Genomic DNA, 16,268 nt, shown 5'->3' on the forward strand with positions numbered 1-16,268 from the left:
GCGCCATCCGGCACTAAAAGGTTACTGGTACACAGGCAATAGATTCACGCTCGACAGGATGTGGATAACCGCGTTGCCGACGCCGAAGACCAGGATCAGAGCAATCATCGGCTTGCCCCCCCATACACGGAATTTCGGGCTACCGAAGCGTTGACGGGATTTACGCGCCAGTAATGCCGGGACAATTGCCGCCCAAATCGTTGCTGCTAATCCTGCATAACCAATTGCATACAGGAAACCGTTCGGCCACAGCAGGCCACCCACAATCGGCGGAACAAAAGTCAGTAATGCCGTTTTAAAGCGGCCCATTGCAGAATCGTCAAAACCAAACAGATCCGCCAGATAGTCAAACAGCCCCAGCGTCACTCCAAGAAACGAACTCGCTACCGCAAAGTTAGAGAACACCACCAGCAGCAGATCCAGACTACGGCTGTTCAACACACCACTCAGCGCCTGCACCAGCACATCAATGTTACCGCCCTGCTGTGCAATACCAACAAATTCAGGACGCGGAATATTGCCCATCGTCCCCAGCAACCATACGGTGTACAGCACCAGCGCCAGCAGCGTGCCGTAAACGAGGCATTTAACAATGGTGCGCGGGTCTTTGCCGTAGTACTTCATCAGACTCGGTACGTTGCCGTGGTAGCCAAATGAGGCGAGGCAAAACGGCAGCGTCATCAGCAAATACGGCGTATATGAAGCATTGCTTTCCGCCACGTTAAACAGCGTAGTCGGTGTCACATGCCCTAACAAACTGCCGAAGGTCAGGAAGAACGTTATTACCTTCGCACCCAGTACAATGGCGGTCATGCGACTGACCGCTTTAGTACTCAACCACACCACAAACGCTACCAGCAGAGCAAAACCAAATCCTGCCGCACGTGCCGGAACATTCAGCGACATCTCCGAGAAGGTGTGATGCAGGATCGAACCGCTCGCAGAAATGTATGCATAGGTCAGAATATAGAGTACAAAAGCAATCGAGATACCATTAACAACGTTCCAGCCCTTGCCCAACAGGTCTTTAGTAATGGTGTCAAAACTGGATCCAATACGATAATTCAGATTGGCCTCCAGGATCATCAGCCCGGAATGCAGCATACAAAACCAGGTAAAGATGAGCGCCGCCATAGACCAGAAGAACCACGCCCCGGACATGACCACTGGCAGAGAAAACATTCCTGCGCCAATAATGGTGCCGCCGATAATCACTACGCCGCCGAGCAGCGAAGGTGACGTTTGGGTGGTGGTTAGTGTTGCCATTCAGCCATCTCTCCAGTCAATTATATTGTGACTACATTTTAATGTGTCGCACTGTACCAGTACACGAGTACAAATGAAATAAAAAAAGCCCCGATTGTTTAGATCGGGGCTGTATATTTTACTTTACGCTTTTAAACCGTAAGGCTTATGCGTCACCACCGAAACGACGACGGCCAGCAGAGTCATCACGGCGAGGCGTAGAAGAATCATCGCGGCGCGGACCACGGTTACCTTCACGACGCTCACCGCTGAAACGACGACCATCGCCACGGCCGCCTTCACGACGCTCACCGCTGAAACTACGACCTTCACCACGACCGCCTTCACGACGTTCGCCGCTGAAGCGACCACCGCCACGACGCTCACCACCGGTGTGCGGTACTGCATCGCCAACCAGTTGCATGTTCATCGGTTTGTTCAGGATACGGGTACGGGTAAAGTGCTGCAGCACGTCGCCCGGCATGCCTTTCGGCAGTTCGATGGTGGAGTGGGAAGCAAACAGCTTGATGTTACCAATATAACGGCTGCTGATATCGCCTTCGTTAGCAATCGCGCCAACGATATGACGAACTTCAACACCGTCGTCACGGCCCACTTCAATGCGGTACAACTGCATATCACCAACGTCACGACGTTCACGACGTGGACGATCTTCACCACCACGTTCTGGACGGTCGCCACGCGGGCCACGATCGTTGCGGTCACGCGGACCACGATCATCGCGGTCGCGGAATTCGCGTTTCGGACGCATCGGAGCATCTGGCGGCAGGATCAGCGGACGTTCACCCTGAGCCATTTTCAGCAGTGCTGCGGCCAGAGTTTCGATATCCAGTTCTTCTTCCGGCTGCATTTTTGCCAGCAGAGCACGGTACTGATCCAGATCGCTGCTTTCCAGCTGTTGCTGTACTTTCGCGGCGAATTTTTCCAGACGGCGTTTGCCCAGCAGGTCTGCGTTCGGCAGTTCTACTTCCGGAATGGTCAGCTTCATGGTGCGTTCGATGTTACGCAGCAGACGACGCTCGCGGTTCTCAACGAACAGCAGCGCACGACCCGCACGACCCGCACGACCAGTACGACCAATACGGTGAACGTAAGACTCAGAGTCCATCGGGATGTCGTAGTTAACAACCAGGCTGATACGCTCAACGTCCAGGCCACGAGCAGCAACGTCGGTCGCAATCAGAATATCCAGACGGCCATCTTTCAGACGCTCCAGAGTCTGCTCACGCAGAGACTGGTTCATGTCGCCATTCAGTGCAGCGCTGCTATAGCCGCTACGCTCCAGTGCTTCAGCGACTTCCAGGGTCGCATTTTTGGTACGTACGAAGATAATCGCCGCATCAAAGTCTTCTGCTTCCAGGAAACGTACCAGAGCTTCATTTTTACGCATGCCCCACACAGTCCAGTAGCTCTGGCTGATGTCAGGACGCGTGGTTACGCTGGACTGAATACGAACTTCCTGCGGCTCTTTCATAAAGCGGCGGGTAATACGACGAATCGCTTCCGGCATAGTTGCAGAGAACAGAGCGGTCTGATGACCTTCCGGGATCTGCGCCATAATCGTTTCAACGTCTTCGATGAAGCCCATACGCAGCATTTCATCAGCTTCGTCCAGCACCAGACCGCTCAGTTTGGAGAGATCCAGAGTACCGCGCTTCAGGTGATCCAGCAGACGTCCCGGCGTACCGACAACGATCTGCGGGCCCTGACGCAGGGCACGTAATTGCACGTCATAACGCTGGCCGCCGTACAGGGCAACCACATTCACGCCGCGCATATGTTTAGAGAAATCCGTCATGGCTTCTGCAACCTGAACCGCCAGTTCGCGGGTCGGTGCCAGCACCAGAATCTGAGGTGCCTTCAGCTCAGGATCAAGATTGTTGAGCAGCGGTAAAGAGAACGCTGCAGTTTTGCCGCTACCGGTCTGGGCCATACCCAGAACATCGCGACCGCCCAGCAGATGCGGAATGCACTCTGCCTGGATTGGAGATGGTTTTTCGTAACCCAGATCGGTAAGGGCTTCAAGGATAGGAGCCTTCAGGCCCAGATCTGCAAAAGTGGTTTCGAATTCAGCCATGTAGTACGTGTGCCTCAAAATTAATGGCGGCCAGTCTACATAACTCATCATGAAATTGATCTGCAATTTTCATTGAAAAGTGTGAACCGGCTCAAAGTAGGTGTATTAACGAACAACAACGCCCTCACCCGCGAAGGTGATGGCAATCAAAAAGATTACGGGCTGATGTGTACGTCAGCTATTGCTGGTCCGATTCTGCCAGGTCATCTTGGTCCTGGCCCAGGAGCGATAATTCCAACAATGCGTATCGGTGCTCAACAAAGTTATGAACGTTGTTAGCCACCGCCAGTTTGAACAATGCCGTAGCGTTGTCCAAATCCCCCAGACTTAGGTAGTACTTACCTAAATAGAAGTTGGTTTCACTGAGATGCTCAGCGAGCGAGGTGTTATCCGTTGCGTCCGCCTTCAGGCGTTCCATCAGCGTTGCTTCGCTAATGTTGCCCAGGTAGAACTCGACAATGTTCCATCCCCATTGTTCTTTATCCGATTTCTCGAAGCGCTGCTTTAACGCTTCTTTAGCCTGCTTCTCATCGAGCTTCTGCTCAGCGAGATAAAGCCACAGACTGCGGAAAGGATCATTGGGATCGTCTTGATAAAACGCCAGCAGATCATCTTGCGCTAACTTATCACGACCGCCGTAATACAATGCGATACCGCGATTTAAGTGCGCGTAGTTGTAAGTTGGATCAAGCTCAAGTACAGAATCAAACGCTTCATAGGCAGCATCAAAATTGCCTGCCTGCGTTAAATATATACCTAAGTAATTGAATACTTCAGGCATATCTGGTCGGATTGCCAGCGCTTGTGAAAAATCATTTCGCGCCAGTGCCCTCAGACCGAGACTATCATACAACACTCCGCGCTCATATAAAAGCTGTGCGCGTTCGTCATCGGTTAAAGCCCGACTGGCAAGAATTTGTTCCATACGTGCCAGAATCACTTCCTGCTGTAAAGTCGGTTGCAGTGGTACTGCGAGGACTTCACTCTTACGCCAGGTGGAATTACTGCATCCAGCCAGCGTGAGTGCTGTCGCAACGAAACACCAGCGCAAAAAAGGCTTCATTTCCCACTCCCGAAGACAACGATTGAATGAACGTCCAGTTCCCCGGTTGCTAACAAGGCGTCCTGCCGGGTTAAAGGCCCTCCGCTCACACGGAGGGCAATGGCAACCTTACTCGCCCTGCTGGCTCACCGGTGCTTCCGGTGCAGCTGCGGGTTGAGATTGCTCAGTTGCTTCTTTAATGCTCAGACGTACGCGGCCCTGGCGATCAACTTCCAGAACTTTAACCGGTACTTCCTGGCCCATCTGCAGGTAATCGGTCACTTTCTCTACGCGCTTGTCGGCGATCTGAGAGATGTGTACCAGACCTTCTTTACCGCCACCGATGGCAACGAATGCGCCAAAGTCAACGATACGGGTCACTTTACCGTTGTAGATACGGCCTACTTCGATTTCTGCGGTGATCTCTTCGATACGACGGATAGCATATTTTGCTTTTTCACCGTCGGTCGCCGCGATCTTCACAGTACCATCATCTTCAATTTCGATGGTGGTGCCGGTCTCTTCGGTCAGAGCACGGATAACAGAACCGCCTTTACCGATAACGTCTTTGATCTTGTCCGGGCTGATCTTGATAGTATGGATACGCGGAGCGAACTGAGAAATGTCGCCGCGCGGCGCGTTGATCGCCTGTTCCATCACTCCCAGGATGTGCAGACGCGCACCTTTAGCCTGGTTCAGAGCAACCTGCATGATCTCTTTGGTGATACCTTCAATTTTGATATCCATCTGCAGTGCAGAGATACCGTCGCGGGAACCCGCCACTTTGAAGTCCATATCGCCCAAATGGTCTTCGTCACCCAGGATGTCAGACAGAACAACAAAGTTGTCGCCTTCTTTCACCAGACCCATCGCGATACCCGCAACAGCGGCTTTGATTGGCACACCTGCATCCATCAGCGCCAGGGAAGCACCACACACGGAAGCCATGGAAGAAGAACCGTTAGATTCAGTGATTTCAGACACAACACGTACGGTGTACGGGAATTTGTCCAGGTCCGGCATTACTGCCAGCACGCCGCGTTTCGCCAGACGACCGTGACCAATTTCACGACGTTTCGGAGAACCGACCATGCCAGTTTCGCCTACGCAGTACGGAGGGAAGTTGTAATGGAACAGGAAGTTGTCAGTACGCTCGCCCATCAGTTCATCAAGGTTCTGCGCATCACGCGTGGTTCCGAGGGTCGCAGTAACCAACGCCTGAGTTTCACCACGGGTGAACAGTGCGGAACCGTGAGTACGCGGCAGAACGCCAGTACGCACGTCCAGACCACGGATCATATCTTTTTCACGACCGTCGATACGCGGCTCACCTGCCAGTACGCGGCTACGAACAACGTTTTTCTCGATAGCGTGCAGAATTTCACCCAGTTCGTTAGCGTCCAGGGTTTCGTCTTCTGCAACCAGCGTAGCGATGGTTTCAGATTTGATCACGTCAACCTGAGCATAACGCTCTTGTTTGTCGGTGATGCGGTAAGCATCGCTCAGACGAGATTCTGCCAGCGCTGCAACGCGCGCATTCAGCGCTTCGTTGACGGCTTCTGGCTGCCAGTCCCAACGCGGTTTGCCAGCTTCTTTTACCAGCTCATTGATCGCCTGAATAACAACCTGCTGCTGCTCGTGACCGAACACTACAGCGCCCAGCATCTGGTCTTCGCTCAGCAGTTCAGCTTCGGATTCAACCATCAGTACGGCAGCTTCAGTACCCGCTACAACCAGGTCCAGTTTACTTTCTTTCAGTTCGTCCTGGGTCGGGTTCAGTACGTACTGGTCATTGATGTAACCAACGCGTGCTGCGCCAATCGGGCCGTTGAACGGAATGCCGGACAGAGACAGCGCAGCGGATGCACCGATCATTGCCACGATATCCGGGTTAACCTGCGGGTTAACGGAAACAACAGTCGCGATAACCTGTACTTCGTTTACGAAGCCTTCCGGGAACAGCGGGCGAACCGGGCGGTCAATCAGACGCGCGATCAGGGTTTCACCTTCGCTCGGACGACCTTCACGACGGAAGAAGCTACCTGGGATACGACCAGCAGCGTAAGTACGCTCCTGATAGTTAACAGTCAGCGGGAAGAAATCCTGGCCTGGTTTCGCTTTTTTCTGACCAACAACGGTAACGAATACCGCAGTGTCATCCATGCTAACCATAACGGCGGCAGTCGCCTGACGCGCCATCATGCCGGTTTCCAGCGTTACGGTGTGTTGACCGTACTGGAATTTACGAACGATCGGATTAAGCAAAATAATATCCTTTCTCTATTTTTTTTGACGACACAAATGCGCCATCGTTAATACCCGATCTTCTGCGCATCCTCGCGACTAATGACAACCCTAACCCACGCTTATTGGGTAAAGCCTCTCATTAGCCGCGCGAACCTCTGCAACGGAAGATCATACTTAGCAACAATACATTAGTTTCCAGCGAATTGCTGCCATCTGCTGGAAAAAAGGGGCCATGAAGGCCCCCTCTTTCTGAAACTCGAAAGAATTAGCGACGCAGGCCCAGACGCTCGATCAGCGCGGTGTAGCGTGCAACATCTTTACGTTTCAGGTAGTCGAGCAGTTTACGACGCTGAGAAACCATGCGCAGCAGACCACGACGGCTGTGGTGATCTTTTTTGTGCTCTGCAAAGTGGCCCTGCAGGTGGTTAATCTGTGCAGTCAACAGAGCAACCTGAACATCGGTAGAACCGGTGTCGTTTGCATCACGACCAAACTCAGAAACGATTTTAGCTGTAGCTTCAGTACTTAGAGACATTTTAAAACTCCAAAGTGTTAAGAATGAAAGGACGCCGATCTCTAATTCAGCGATCCCAGTGTATACACTTCATCCTTCAAACTGACTCTGCGTTGGCTGCGTCCGCTCACCTCAGTCACTTACTTAAGTAAGCCCCTGAGGATTCTCAGACTTGCCGCCTTGATGCAGCTCGAATGATTTGTGTACACGCCGCGCAAACTGTTAAATAATTTGCGCGACGTTAAGCGGCAGTATTCTACTCGCAGCGCCCTTTTATCGCAAGACAGAGAGCGCTACGCAGGATACTCAACCACCAGTCGACGGGGGGCGACACGACCTTCATCGTCTATCTCCCCCATGCCGATAAATTTGCCTTCGTCACCTTCCGTCACGCGAACCAGTCCTTCCAGAGGCACGCCCGTCGTACGCACAGGATTACCATTTTTAAAGTAAACCGATGACGTTAAAGGAAGATTAACAACAGGATAGTCAGACGCCGGGCTGTCCATTGGCATCAGCAGCGGATCAAGCAACTGCGCTGGCGGAATGTTCTGCTGTTCGGCTTGTTCAACCAGACTGCGTAAATGCTCCAGCGTGACCATACGATCTACCGGATATTTGCTGACCGTCAGACGGCGCAGATACGTAACATGCGCGCCGCATCCCAGTTTTTCGCCCAGATCGTCAATAATAGTTCGAATGTAAGTTCCTTTGGAGCAATGCACTTCCAGCTCCAGATCGTTACCTTCATGACGAATAAATAGCAGCTCATAAACAGTAATCGGACGTGCTTCACGCGGTACTTCAATGCCTTGACGTGCATATTCGTACAGTTTTTTACCCTGATACTTCAGCGCCGAATACATCGAAGGTATTTGTTCGATATCGCCGCGAAAAGTGTCCAGCGCATTCGCAAGCTGTTCCGGGGTAAACGTCACCGGACGCTCCTGCACGATTTGCCCATCAGCATCGGAAGTGTCTGTGCGCTGTCCCAAACGGGCAACCACACGATAGCGTTTGTCAGAATCCAGCAGGTACTGCGAAAACTTTGTCGCTTCCCCGAGGCAGATAGGCAACATGCCTGTAGCCAGCGGATCCAGCGCACCAGTGTGACCGGCACGGTTGGCATTGTAGATGCGTTTTACTTTTTGCAGTACGTCATTGCTGGACATGCCCTGTGGCTTATCCAGCAATAGAACACCATGAATGTCGCGACCACGACGACGAGGACGACTCATCAGTCCTCCTTGCTGTCGTCCGCAGGATTCACACGACGTTCATCGTCATGTTTCACCACGCTGGTCACCAGGTTAGACATGCGCATCCCTTCGACCAGTGAGTTGTCGTAAAAGAAAGTCAGCTCAGGCACGATACGCAGACGCATGGCTTTACCCAGCAGCGAGCGGATAAAACCGGAGGCTTCTTGCAACGCTTTGATTCCGGCTTTAACAGCCGCTTCATCTTTGTCGTTCAGGAAGGTGACAAATACTTTGGCATACGCCAGGTCACGGGACATTTCGACACCTGAAACAGTTGTCATCATACCCAGACGCGGATCTTTAATTTCGCGCTGCAGGATGATTGCGATCTCTTTTTGCATCTCCTGGGCCACGCGTTGCGGGCGACCAAATTCTTTCGCCATAATAAATTCTCCAGAATAAAGACAAAAAAGGGGCCATTAGCCCCTTTTTAAATTTCATTGCCGGGTGGCGCTTCGCTTACCCGGCCTACCGCAAATAAGCTTCCATGGATTGGGCTGTCCAACACATCAACAACCCAAAAGACGACGAAGATTATGCGATGGTACGTTTGATTTCGATGATTTCGAATACTTCGATCATATCGCCGGTACGTACGTCGTTGTAGTTCTTAACGCCGATACCACATTCCATACCGTTACGGACTTCGTTGACATCATCTTTGAAGCGACGCAGGGATTCCAACTCGCCTTCATAGATAACCACGTTGTCGCGCAGGACGCGGATTGGGTTGTGACGTTTAACCACACCTTCGGTAACCATACAGCCTGCGATAGCGCCGAATTTCGGTGATTTGAACACATCACGGACTTCAGCCAGACCGATGATCTGCTGTTTCAGTTCCGGAGACAGCATACCGCTCATCGCTGCTTTCACTTCGTCGATCAGGTGATAGATGACGGAGTAGTAACGCAGATCCAGACTTTCAGATTCAATCACTTTACGTGCAGAGGCATCAGCACGTACGTTGAAGCCAACCAGAATCGCGTTGGATGCAGCAGCCAGAGTTGCGTCGGTTTCGGTGATACCACCAACCCCAGAACCGATGATCTTCACTTTTACTTCGTCGGTAGACAGTTTCAGTAAAGAGTCGGAGATCGCTTCTACAGAACCCTGAACGTCTGCTTTCAGTACGATGTTCACTTCGTGAACTTCGCCTTCGGTCATGTTAGCGAACATGTTCTCGAGTTTAGATTTCTGCTGACGAGCCAGTTTAACTTCACGGAATTTGCCCTGACGATACAGTGCAACTTCACGCGCTTTCTTCTCGTCACGTACGACGGTAACTTCGTCACCGGCAGCCGGAACACCGGACAGACCCAGAATTTCCACCGGAATGGATGGACCTGCTTCCAGTACTTCCTGACCCAGTTCGTTACGCATTGCACGAACGCGGCCATACTCGAAACCACACAGAACGATATCGCCTTTGTTCAGCGTACCTTCACGAACCAGAACCGTTGCTACCGGACCACGACCTTTATCCAGGAAGGATTCGATAACCGCACCGCTCGCCATACCTTTACGAACAGCTTTCAGTTCCAGAACTTCGGCCTGCAGCAGGATTGCATCCAGCAGCTCGTCGATACCGGTACCCGCTTTCGCAGATACGTGTACGAACTGGCTTTCGCCGCCCCACTCTTCCGGCATGATACCGTACTGGGACAGTTCATTTTTAACGCGATCTGGATCCGCTTCTGGCTTATCGATTTTGTTGACCGCTACCACAACCGGCACCTGCGCCGCTTTCGCGTGCTGGATAGCTTCGATGGTCTGCGGCATCACGCCGTCGTCTGCAGCGACAACCAGTACAACGATATCCGTTGCCTGAGCACCACGAGCACGCATAGAAGTAAACGCGGCGTGACCCGGGGTATCCAGGAAGGTGATCATACCGTTGTCAGTTTCAACGTGGTACGCACCGATATGCTGAGTAATGCCGCCCGCTTCGCCTGAGGCCACTTTCGTTGAACGAATGTAGTCCAGCAGAGAGGTTTTACCGTGGTCAACGTGGCCCATGATGGTCACTACCGGTGCGCGAGCTTCAGCTGCAGCACCTGTATCACGGTCGCTCATTACCGCTTCTTCCAGCTCGTTTTCACGACGCAGGATAACTTTGTGACCCATCTCTTCGGCAACCAGCTGCGCGGTTTCCTGGTCAATAACCTGGTTAATAGTGGCCATTGCGCCCAGCTTCATCATCGCTTTGATAACCTGAGAGCCTTTAACCGCCATCTTGTTCGCCAGATCGCCAACAGTGATGGTTTCGCCAATCACAACGTCACGGTTAACAGCCTGAGCCGGCTTCTGGAAGCCCTGCTGCAGAGAAGAACCTTTACGCTGTTTACCACCTTTACCGCCGCGAACTGCTGCACGAGCTTCTTCACGGTCAGCTTTAGATTCAGCGTGTTTGTTGCCTTTTTTCGCCGGACGCGCTGCTTTCGTGCTGCGAGTACGGCCACGGCCGCCTTCTACTTCACGATCGTTCTCGTCTTCTGCCTGGCGAGCATGCTGAGAAGTGGTGACGTGATAATCACTCTTATCTTCTTCCACTTTCTCTTGCTCTGCCCAAACACCGGCATTCTCTTCCGCCATACGACGGGCTTCTTCAGCCACACGACGCGCTTCTTCTTCAAGCTTACGGCGCGCTTCTTCTTCCGCTTTACGCTTCAGTTCAGCGGCTTCATTTTCACGGCGGGCTTTTTCGGCCTGGGCGGTTTTAGTCATATCGTCGGTCTGTTGATTGCTCACTTTGTCTTTTTCCGCAGCTTCACGTTTCGCTTTATCAGCGGCTTCACGTTTAGCTTGTTCTGCGGCCTCACGTTCGGCTTTTTGTTGCGCCTCGCGTTTGGCAGCTTCTTCTGCCTCACGACGGGCTTGCTCTTCCGCTTCACGCTGCGCCTGCTCTTCCGCGGCAAGGCGTTCAGCCTCTTGCGGATCGCGTTTCACAAAGGTGCGTGTCTTGCGGACTTCGATTTGTACCGATTTACTTTTTCCACCGGTACCAGGAATATTGAGAGTACTGCGCGTTTTACGCTGCAATGTTAACTTATCCGGCGCCGATCCATTTTCACGGTTCAGGTGCGCCAGTAAGGTTTGTTTCTCTTGTGCGGACACAGAATCATCAGCAGACTTCGGGATACCAGCATCAGCAAATTGCTGAACCAGGCGATCCACGGAGGTCTGAATCTCTGCAGCCAGCGTTTTTACGGTTACATCTGTCATACTGTTCCTTCCTGCTACAGTTTATTACGCTTCGTCGCCGAACCAGCAAATATTACGGGCAGCCATAATCAGCTCACCGGCTTTTTCGTCGGTCAACCCTTCGATATCAGCCAGATCATCAATGCCCTGTTCAGCGAGATCTTCCAGCGTACAAACACCACGGGCAGCCAGTTTGAATGCCATTTCGCGATCTAATCCTTCCAGATTCAGCAGATCGTCAGCCGGTTTGTTATCACCGAGGCTTTCTTCCTGGGCCAGTGCCAGAGTGGTCAGTGCGTTTTTAGCACGCTCGCGCAGCGCTTCAACGGTCTGCTCATCAAGGCCGTCAATTTCCAGCAGTTCTTTCATTGGCACATAGGCCAACTCTTCCAGCGTAGCAAAACCTTCTTCCACCAGAACCGTCGCGAAATCTTCATCGATATCGAGATACTTGGTGAAGGTATCAATGGCTGCATGCGCTTCAGCCTGATGCTTAGCCTGCAGGTCATCAACGGTCATGACGTTGAGTTCCCAACCGCTCAGTTGTGAAGCCAGGCGGACGTTCTGACCATTACGTCCAATCGCCTGAGCCAGGTTACCGGCTTCAACCGCGATATCCATGGTGTGTTTATCTTCATCCACCACGATAGAAGCGACGTCTGCTGGCGCCATTGCGTTGATCACGAACTGTGCCGGGTTATCATCCCACAGGACGATATCGATACGCTCGCCACCCAGTTCGGTAGAAACCGCCTGAACACGCGCACCGCGCATACCCACACAAGCACCAACCGGATCAATGCGCTTATCGTTGGTTTTCACCGCGATTTTCGCACGAGAACCCGGATCGCGAGCTGCCGCTTTAATTTCGATCACTTCTTCGCCAATTTCTGGCACTTCAATGCGGAACAGTTCAATCAGCATTTCCGGCTTGGAACGCGTAACAAACAGTTGCGCACCGCGCGCCTCCGGGCGAACAGAATACAGAACGCCACGAATACGGTCTCCCGGGCGGAAGTTTTCACGCGGCAGCATGTCTTCACGCAGGATCACAGCTTCAGCGTTACTGCCGAGGTCCAGAGAGATGTTGTCGCGGTTTACTTTCTTCACCACACCGGTGACGATTTCGCCTTCGTGTTCACGGAATTGATCAACAACCATCGCACGTTCAGCTTCACGTACTTTCTGCACGATAACCTGTTTCGCGGTCTGGGTAGTGATACGGTCAAAGGTTACAGATTCAATCTGATCTTCAACATATTCACCCACGTTCAGACTTTCGTCTTCGTAACGTGCAGCTTCCAGCGTAATTTCTTTGGTTGGCTGAGTGACTTCTTCCACAATTACCCAACGGCGGAAGGTATCGAAGTCACCGCTTTTACGATCGATCTCTACGCGAACGTCGATCTCTTGTTCATATTTTTTCTTTGTTGCTGTAGCCAGCGCACTTTCCAGCGCTTCAAAAATTTTCTCGCGTGGCAGCGCTTTTTCGTTGGATACGGCTTCAACAACAGCCAAAATTTCTTTGTTCATCGCGGGCTTTTCACCTCAATCCAGACTGTTAAAAGTGGGGAACCAGGTTCGCCTTCTGGATATTACTCAGCGCGAACACTTCATCTTTACCTTCGACTGTGACAGTGATCATTTCACCATCCACCGCTTTGATAACGCCCTGCCATTTACGACGGTTTTGCACCGCCATACGAAGAACCAGCGTGACTTCTTCACCCAGGAAACGCACGTAGTGTTCAGCCGTGAACATAGGACGGTCGAGACCCGGTGAGGAGACTTCCAGGTTATAAGCTACAGTGATCGGATCTTCGACATCCATCACAGCACTTACCTGGTGGCTCACATCAGCACAATCATCAACATTGATGCCATCTTCACTATCAATATAGATGCGCAGTGTGGATGTGCGACCGCGAATAAATTCGATGCCGACCAGCTCGTACCCCAAGGCTTCAACTGGCGCTTTAATCATCTCTGTTAATTTTTGCTCTAATGTGGACAAGCCCACCCCCAAGACATAAAAAAAGGGCCTAAAGCCCAGTTATTCTGTAGTCAGATAACAAAAAACCCCGATAAATCGGGGCTTTAGATAACTGAACCCTATAACCGCACCTGCGGTTCGGAGAACCTTCCGAAAGAATTTTTTTCAAATCCAGCTACGAAGGCTTAAGTCTTCACAGTATATTTGAAAAAGAACTCTAAGGGAAAGTGGTTGCGGGGGCCGGATTTGAACCGACGACCTTCGGGTTATGAGCCCGACGAGCTACCAGGCTGCTCCACCCCGCGCCTGAAACGTGGCAAATTTTACTCGTTTTGGGTAAAAAATGCAAATACTGCTGGGATTTGGTACCGAGGACGGGACGTAAAATCTGCGCACAGTATATTGATTCTTTATACGTTATGTCAACCTTGATACAACTATGCAAATGGATGAATGCTGACGGATGTATAATAAACAGAACGCAATAGCAATAAAATCGCCGTCTACGCCGTTATTTAACGAAATTATCACTAAGCTCTTCCTGTCATCCTTAAAAGATGATTAAATGAAAACTCACTTATTTTGCATAAAAATGCAATCAACATAAAAAACCGACCTCTTCACCAGTCTATCAAGCAGGGTTTTATTTTATGACGACGATTCTCAAGCATCTCCCGGTAGGTCAACGTATTGGTATCGCTTTTTCTGGCGGCCTGGACACCAGTGCAGCACTGCTGTGGATGCGACAAAAAGGGGCTGTCCCATATGCATATACTGCGAATTTGGGCCAGCCAGATGAGGATGACTATGACGCCATTCCTCGCCGTGCAATGGAGTATGGTGCTGAGAATGCTCGCCTGGTAGATTGCCGTAAGCAGTTGGTTGCTGAGGGGATCGCCGCAATTCAGTGTGGTGCATTCCACAACACCACGGGTGGACTGACCTACTTCAACACCACTCCACTGGGCCGTGCCGTGACCGGTACTATGCTGGTAGCCGCCATGAAAGAAGATGGTGTGAATATCTGGGGCGACGGCAGCACCTATAAAGGAAACGACATTGAGCGTTTTTATCGTTACGGTTTGTTGACCAACGCGGAACTGCAGATCTACAAACCGTGGCTGGATACCGATTTCATCGACGAACTCGGCGGTCGCCATGAGATGTCCGAATTTATGATCGCCTGTGGTTTCGACTACAAAATGTCTGTCGAAAAAGCCTATTCCACTGACTCGAATATGCTCGGCGCGACCCACGAAGCGAAAGATCTGGAATTCCTGAACTCCAGCGTCAAAATCGTCAACCCGATTATGGGCGTCAAGTTCTGGGATGAAAGTGTGAAGATCCCGGCTGAAGAAGTGACTGTCCGTTTTGAGCAGGGGCATCCGGTTGCACTGAACGGCAAAACCTTCAGCGATGACGTAGAGATGATGCTGGAAGCCAACCGCATCGGTGGCCGTCACGGTTTGGGCATGAGCGATCAAATTGAAAACCGTATTATCGAGGCGAAAAGCCGTGGCATCTATGAAGCCCCGGGAATGGCGCTTCTGCATATCGCTTACGAGCGTCTGCTGACTGGTATTCATAACGAAGATACCATTGAACAATACCACGCTCACGGTCGCCAGCTTGGCCGTCTGCTGTATCAGGGCCGCTGGTTCGACTCTCAGGCGCTGATGCTTCGTGATGGTTTACAACGTTGGGTAGCAAGCCAGATCACCGGCGAAGTGACGCTGGAGCTGCGTCGTGGTAACGATTATTCGATTCTCAATACTGTGTCCGACAATCTGACCTACAAACCAGAACGTCTGACCATGGAAAAAGGTGATTCAGTGTTCTCACCGGACGATCGTATTGGACAACTGACCATGCGTAACCTGGACATCACCGATACCCGCGAGAAACTGTTCGGCTACGCCCAGTCTGGTTTGCTGACTGCATCTTCCACAACTGGCCTGCCACAGGTAGAGAATCTGGAAAACAAAGCGAAGTAATCGTAATCGCGTTACAAAAATGACAAAAGCCGCGCAAGCGGCTTTTTTATGCGCTGAATTTAAAGTGAGTATCATGCAGGCTGGATAAAGACTTCACCGCCCTTCTTTAGAGAGGAAACCTGTATTTACACAAACTTCAAATGCAAAAATGGACGCTAATTAGCGTCCATTTTCTTTGGAATTTGGTACCGAGGACGGGACTTGAACCCGTAAGCCCTATTGGGCACTACCACCTCAAGGTAGCGTGTCTACCAATTCCACCACCTCGGCACTGAAATCTTAGCGTGGGATATCGCTGGTCGGCTGAGCCGGAGCAGCTGGCTGAGTTTGCTCGGTTTTCGCCGGTGCACTCAGATTTTCCCACTCACTTCCTTTATTGGTCTTATTGCTGTTCATGTTACCCAGCACCAGACTGATGATGAAGAACAAGGTTCCCAATACAGCTGTCATTCGGGTCATGAAGTTACCAGAACCACTTGAACCAAACAGTGTACCAGAAGCGCCTGCGCCAAAAGAGGCTCCCATATCAGCGCCTTTACCTTGCTGCAGCATGATCAAGCCAACCAGGCCAATTGCCACAATAAGGAAAACTACTAAAAGAGCTTCGTGCATAATCAACCTGTTCCTTGCGGAGTTGCCGCGTACCAATGCTTCGACCAATAAAGCGGGACC

13 protein-coding genes and 2 tRNA genes are annotated in these 16,268 nt (G+C 51.5%); 1 reads left to right on the forward strand and 14 read right to left on the reverse strand.

The window, feature by feature from the left end; all coding sequences use genetic code 11:
* Positions 1-21: 21 nt before the first annotated feature.
* From mtr to OH663_RS03080, 12 genes are all read right to left on the reverse strand, one after another.
* Positions 22-1,266, reverse strand: coding sequence for a tryptophan permease (mtr, locus tag OH663_RS03025; RefSeq protein WP_045448005.1), 1,245 nt, complete (start codon positions 1,264-1,266; stop codon positions 22-24).
* A gap of 145 nt (positions 1,267-1,411) precedes the next feature.
* Complete coding sequence (locus OH663_RS03030) at positions 1,412-3,343, reverse strand: DEAD/DEAH family ATP-dependent RNA helicase (protein WP_200010073.1); 1,932 nt, start codon at positions 3,341-3,343, stop codon at positions 1,412-1,414.
* Positions 3,336-3,416 (reverse strand): protein YrbN, encoded by an 81-nt coding sequence (gene yrbN / locus OH663_RS03035; RefSeq protein ID WP_010723222.1) that lies wholly within the window; start codon positions 3,414-3,416, stop codon positions 3,336-3,338. The genes OH663_RS03030 and yrbN overlap by 8 nt, the downstream gene beginning before the upstream one ends.
* Positions 3,417-3,521: 105 nt before the next feature.
* Positions 3,522-4,406 carry a lipoprotein NlpI gene (gene nlpI, locus OH663_RS03040; RefSeq protein ID WP_040234121.1) on the reverse strand — a complete coding sequence of 295 codons (885 nt, stop codon included), beginning with the start codon at positions 4,404-4,406 and terminating at the stop codon, positions 3,522-3,524.
* A gap of 108 nt (positions 4,407-4,514) precedes the next feature.
* Complete coding sequence (gene pnp, locus OH663_RS03045; protein ID WP_045448013.1) at positions 4,515-6,650, reverse strand: polyribonucleotide nucleotidyltransferase; 2,136 nt, start codon at positions 6,648-6,650, stop codon at positions 4,515-4,517.
* 247 nt (positions 6,651-6,897) lie between these two features.
* A complete protein-coding gene (gene rpsO / locus OH663_RS03050; protein ID WP_000059465.1) occupies positions 6,898-7,167 on the reverse strand; it encodes a 30S ribosomal protein S15 in 270 nt (89 codons plus the stop codon).
* A gap of 272 nt (positions 7,168-7,439) precedes the next feature.
* Positions 7,440-8,384, reverse strand: a complete 945-nt coding sequence (truB, locus tag OH663_RS03055; RefSeq protein WP_045448017.1) for a tRNA pseudouridine(55) synthase TruB — start codon at positions 8,382-8,384, stop codon at positions 7,440-7,442.
* On the reverse strand, positions 8,384-8,788 hold the full coding sequence (gene rbfA / locus OH663_RS03060; protein WP_013364561.1) for a 30S ribosome-binding factor RbfA: 405 nt from the start codon (positions 8,786-8,788) through the stop codon (positions 8,384-8,386). Before rbfA ends, truB begins: the two co-directional genes overlap by 1 nt.
* 151 nt (positions 8,789-8,939) lie before the next feature.
* A complete protein-coding gene (gene infB / locus OH663_RS03065; RefSeq protein ID WP_045448023.1) occupies positions 8,940-11,630 on the reverse strand; it encodes a translation initiation factor IF-2 in 2,691 nt (896 codons plus the stop codon).
* A 24-nt stretch (positions 11,631-11,654) separates the two neighbouring features.
* Positions 11,655-13,142: a transcription termination factor NusA gene (nusA, locus tag OH663_RS03070; protein ID WP_045448026.1), complete on the reverse strand. Its 1,488-nt coding sequence runs from the start codon at positions 13,140-13,142 to the stop codon at positions 11,655-11,657.
* A gap of 28 nt (positions 13,143-13,170) precedes the next feature.
* Complete coding sequence (gene rimP / locus OH663_RS03075) at positions 13,171-13,623, reverse strand: ribosome maturation factor RimP (RefSeq protein ID WP_045449801.1); 453 nt, start codon at positions 13,621-13,623, stop codon at positions 13,171-13,173.
* 207 nt (positions 13,624-13,830) lie between these two features.
* Positions 13,831-13,907, reverse strand: a tRNA-Met gene (locus tag OH663_RS03080).
* A 345-nt stretch (positions 13,908-14,252) separates the two neighbouring features.
* Here OH663_RS03080 and argG point away from each other — a divergent pair.
* The gene (argG, locus tag OH663_RS03085) at positions 14,253-15,596 is read left to right on the forward strand and encodes an argininosuccinate synthase (protein ID WP_003024998.1); all 1,344 of its coding nucleotides are present in this window, start codon (positions 14,253-14,255) and stop codon (positions 15,594-15,596) included.
* Between the two features lie 183 nt (positions 15,597-15,779).
* Here the strand turns inward: argG and OH663_RS03090 are convergent.
* Both OH663_RS03090 and secG read right to left on the reverse strand, forming a co-directional pair.
* Positions 15,780-15,866 (reverse strand) — tRNA-Leu (locus OH663_RS03090).
* 9 nt (positions 15,867-15,875) lie between these two features.
* Positions 15,876-16,208, reverse strand: a complete 333-nt coding sequence (gene secG / locus OH663_RS03095; protein WP_003025000.1) for a preprotein translocase subunit SecG — start codon at positions 16,206-16,208, stop codon at positions 15,876-15,878.
* Positions 16,209-16,268 lie beyond the last annotated feature (60 nt).

This window comes from Citrobacter sp. Marseille-Q5395 (genome assembly GCF_947057495.1).
GTDB classification, from domain to species: domain Bacteria; phylum Pseudomonadota; class Gammaproteobacteria; order Enterobacterales; family Enterobacteriaceae; genus Citrobacter; species Citrobacter murliniae.

Bases quoted from the DNA above. Each gene is read 5' to 3' on its own strand.
- mtr (WP_045448005.1), bottom strand. From the start codon at position 1,266: ATGGCAACACTAACCACCACCCAAACGTCACCTTCGCTGCTCGGCGGC.
- OH663_RS03030 (WP_200010073.1), bottom strand. From the start codon at position 3,343: ATGGCTGAATTCGAAACCACTTTTGCAGATCTGGGCCTGAAGGCTCCT.
- yrbN (WP_010723222.1), bottom strand. From the start codon at position 3,416: ATGAAAATTGCAGATCAATTTCATGATGAGTTATGTAGACTGGCCGCC.
- nlpI (WP_040234121.1), bottom strand. From the start codon at position 4,406: ATGAAGCCTTTTTTGCGCTGGTGTTTCGTTGCGACAGCACTCACGCTG.
- rpsO (WP_000059465.1), bottom strand. From the start codon at position 7,167: ATGTCTCTAAGTACTGAAGCTACAGCTAAAATCGTTTCTGAGTTTGGT.
- truB (WP_045448017.1), bottom strand. From the start codon at position 8,384: ATGAGTCGTCCTCGTCGTCGTGGTCGCGACATTCATGGTGTTCTATTG.
- rbfA (WP_013364561.1), bottom strand. From the start codon at position 8,788: ATGGCGAAAGAATTTGGTCGCCCGCAACGCGTGGCCCAGGAGATGCAA.
- infB (WP_045448023.1), bottom strand. From the start codon at position 11,630: ATGACAGATGTAACCGTAAAAACGCTGGCTGCAGAGATTCAGACCTCC.
- nusA (WP_045448026.1), bottom strand. From the start codon at position 13,142: ATGAACAAAGAAATTTTGGCTGTTGTTGAAGCCGTATCCAACGAAAAA.
- argG (WP_003024998.1), top strand. From the start codon at position 14,253: ATGACGACGATTCTCAAGCATCTCCCGGTAGGTCAACGTATTGGTATC.
- secG (WP_003025000.1), bottom strand. From the start codon at position 16,208: ATGCACGAAGCTCTTTTAGTAGTTTTCCTTATTGTGGCAATTGGCCTG.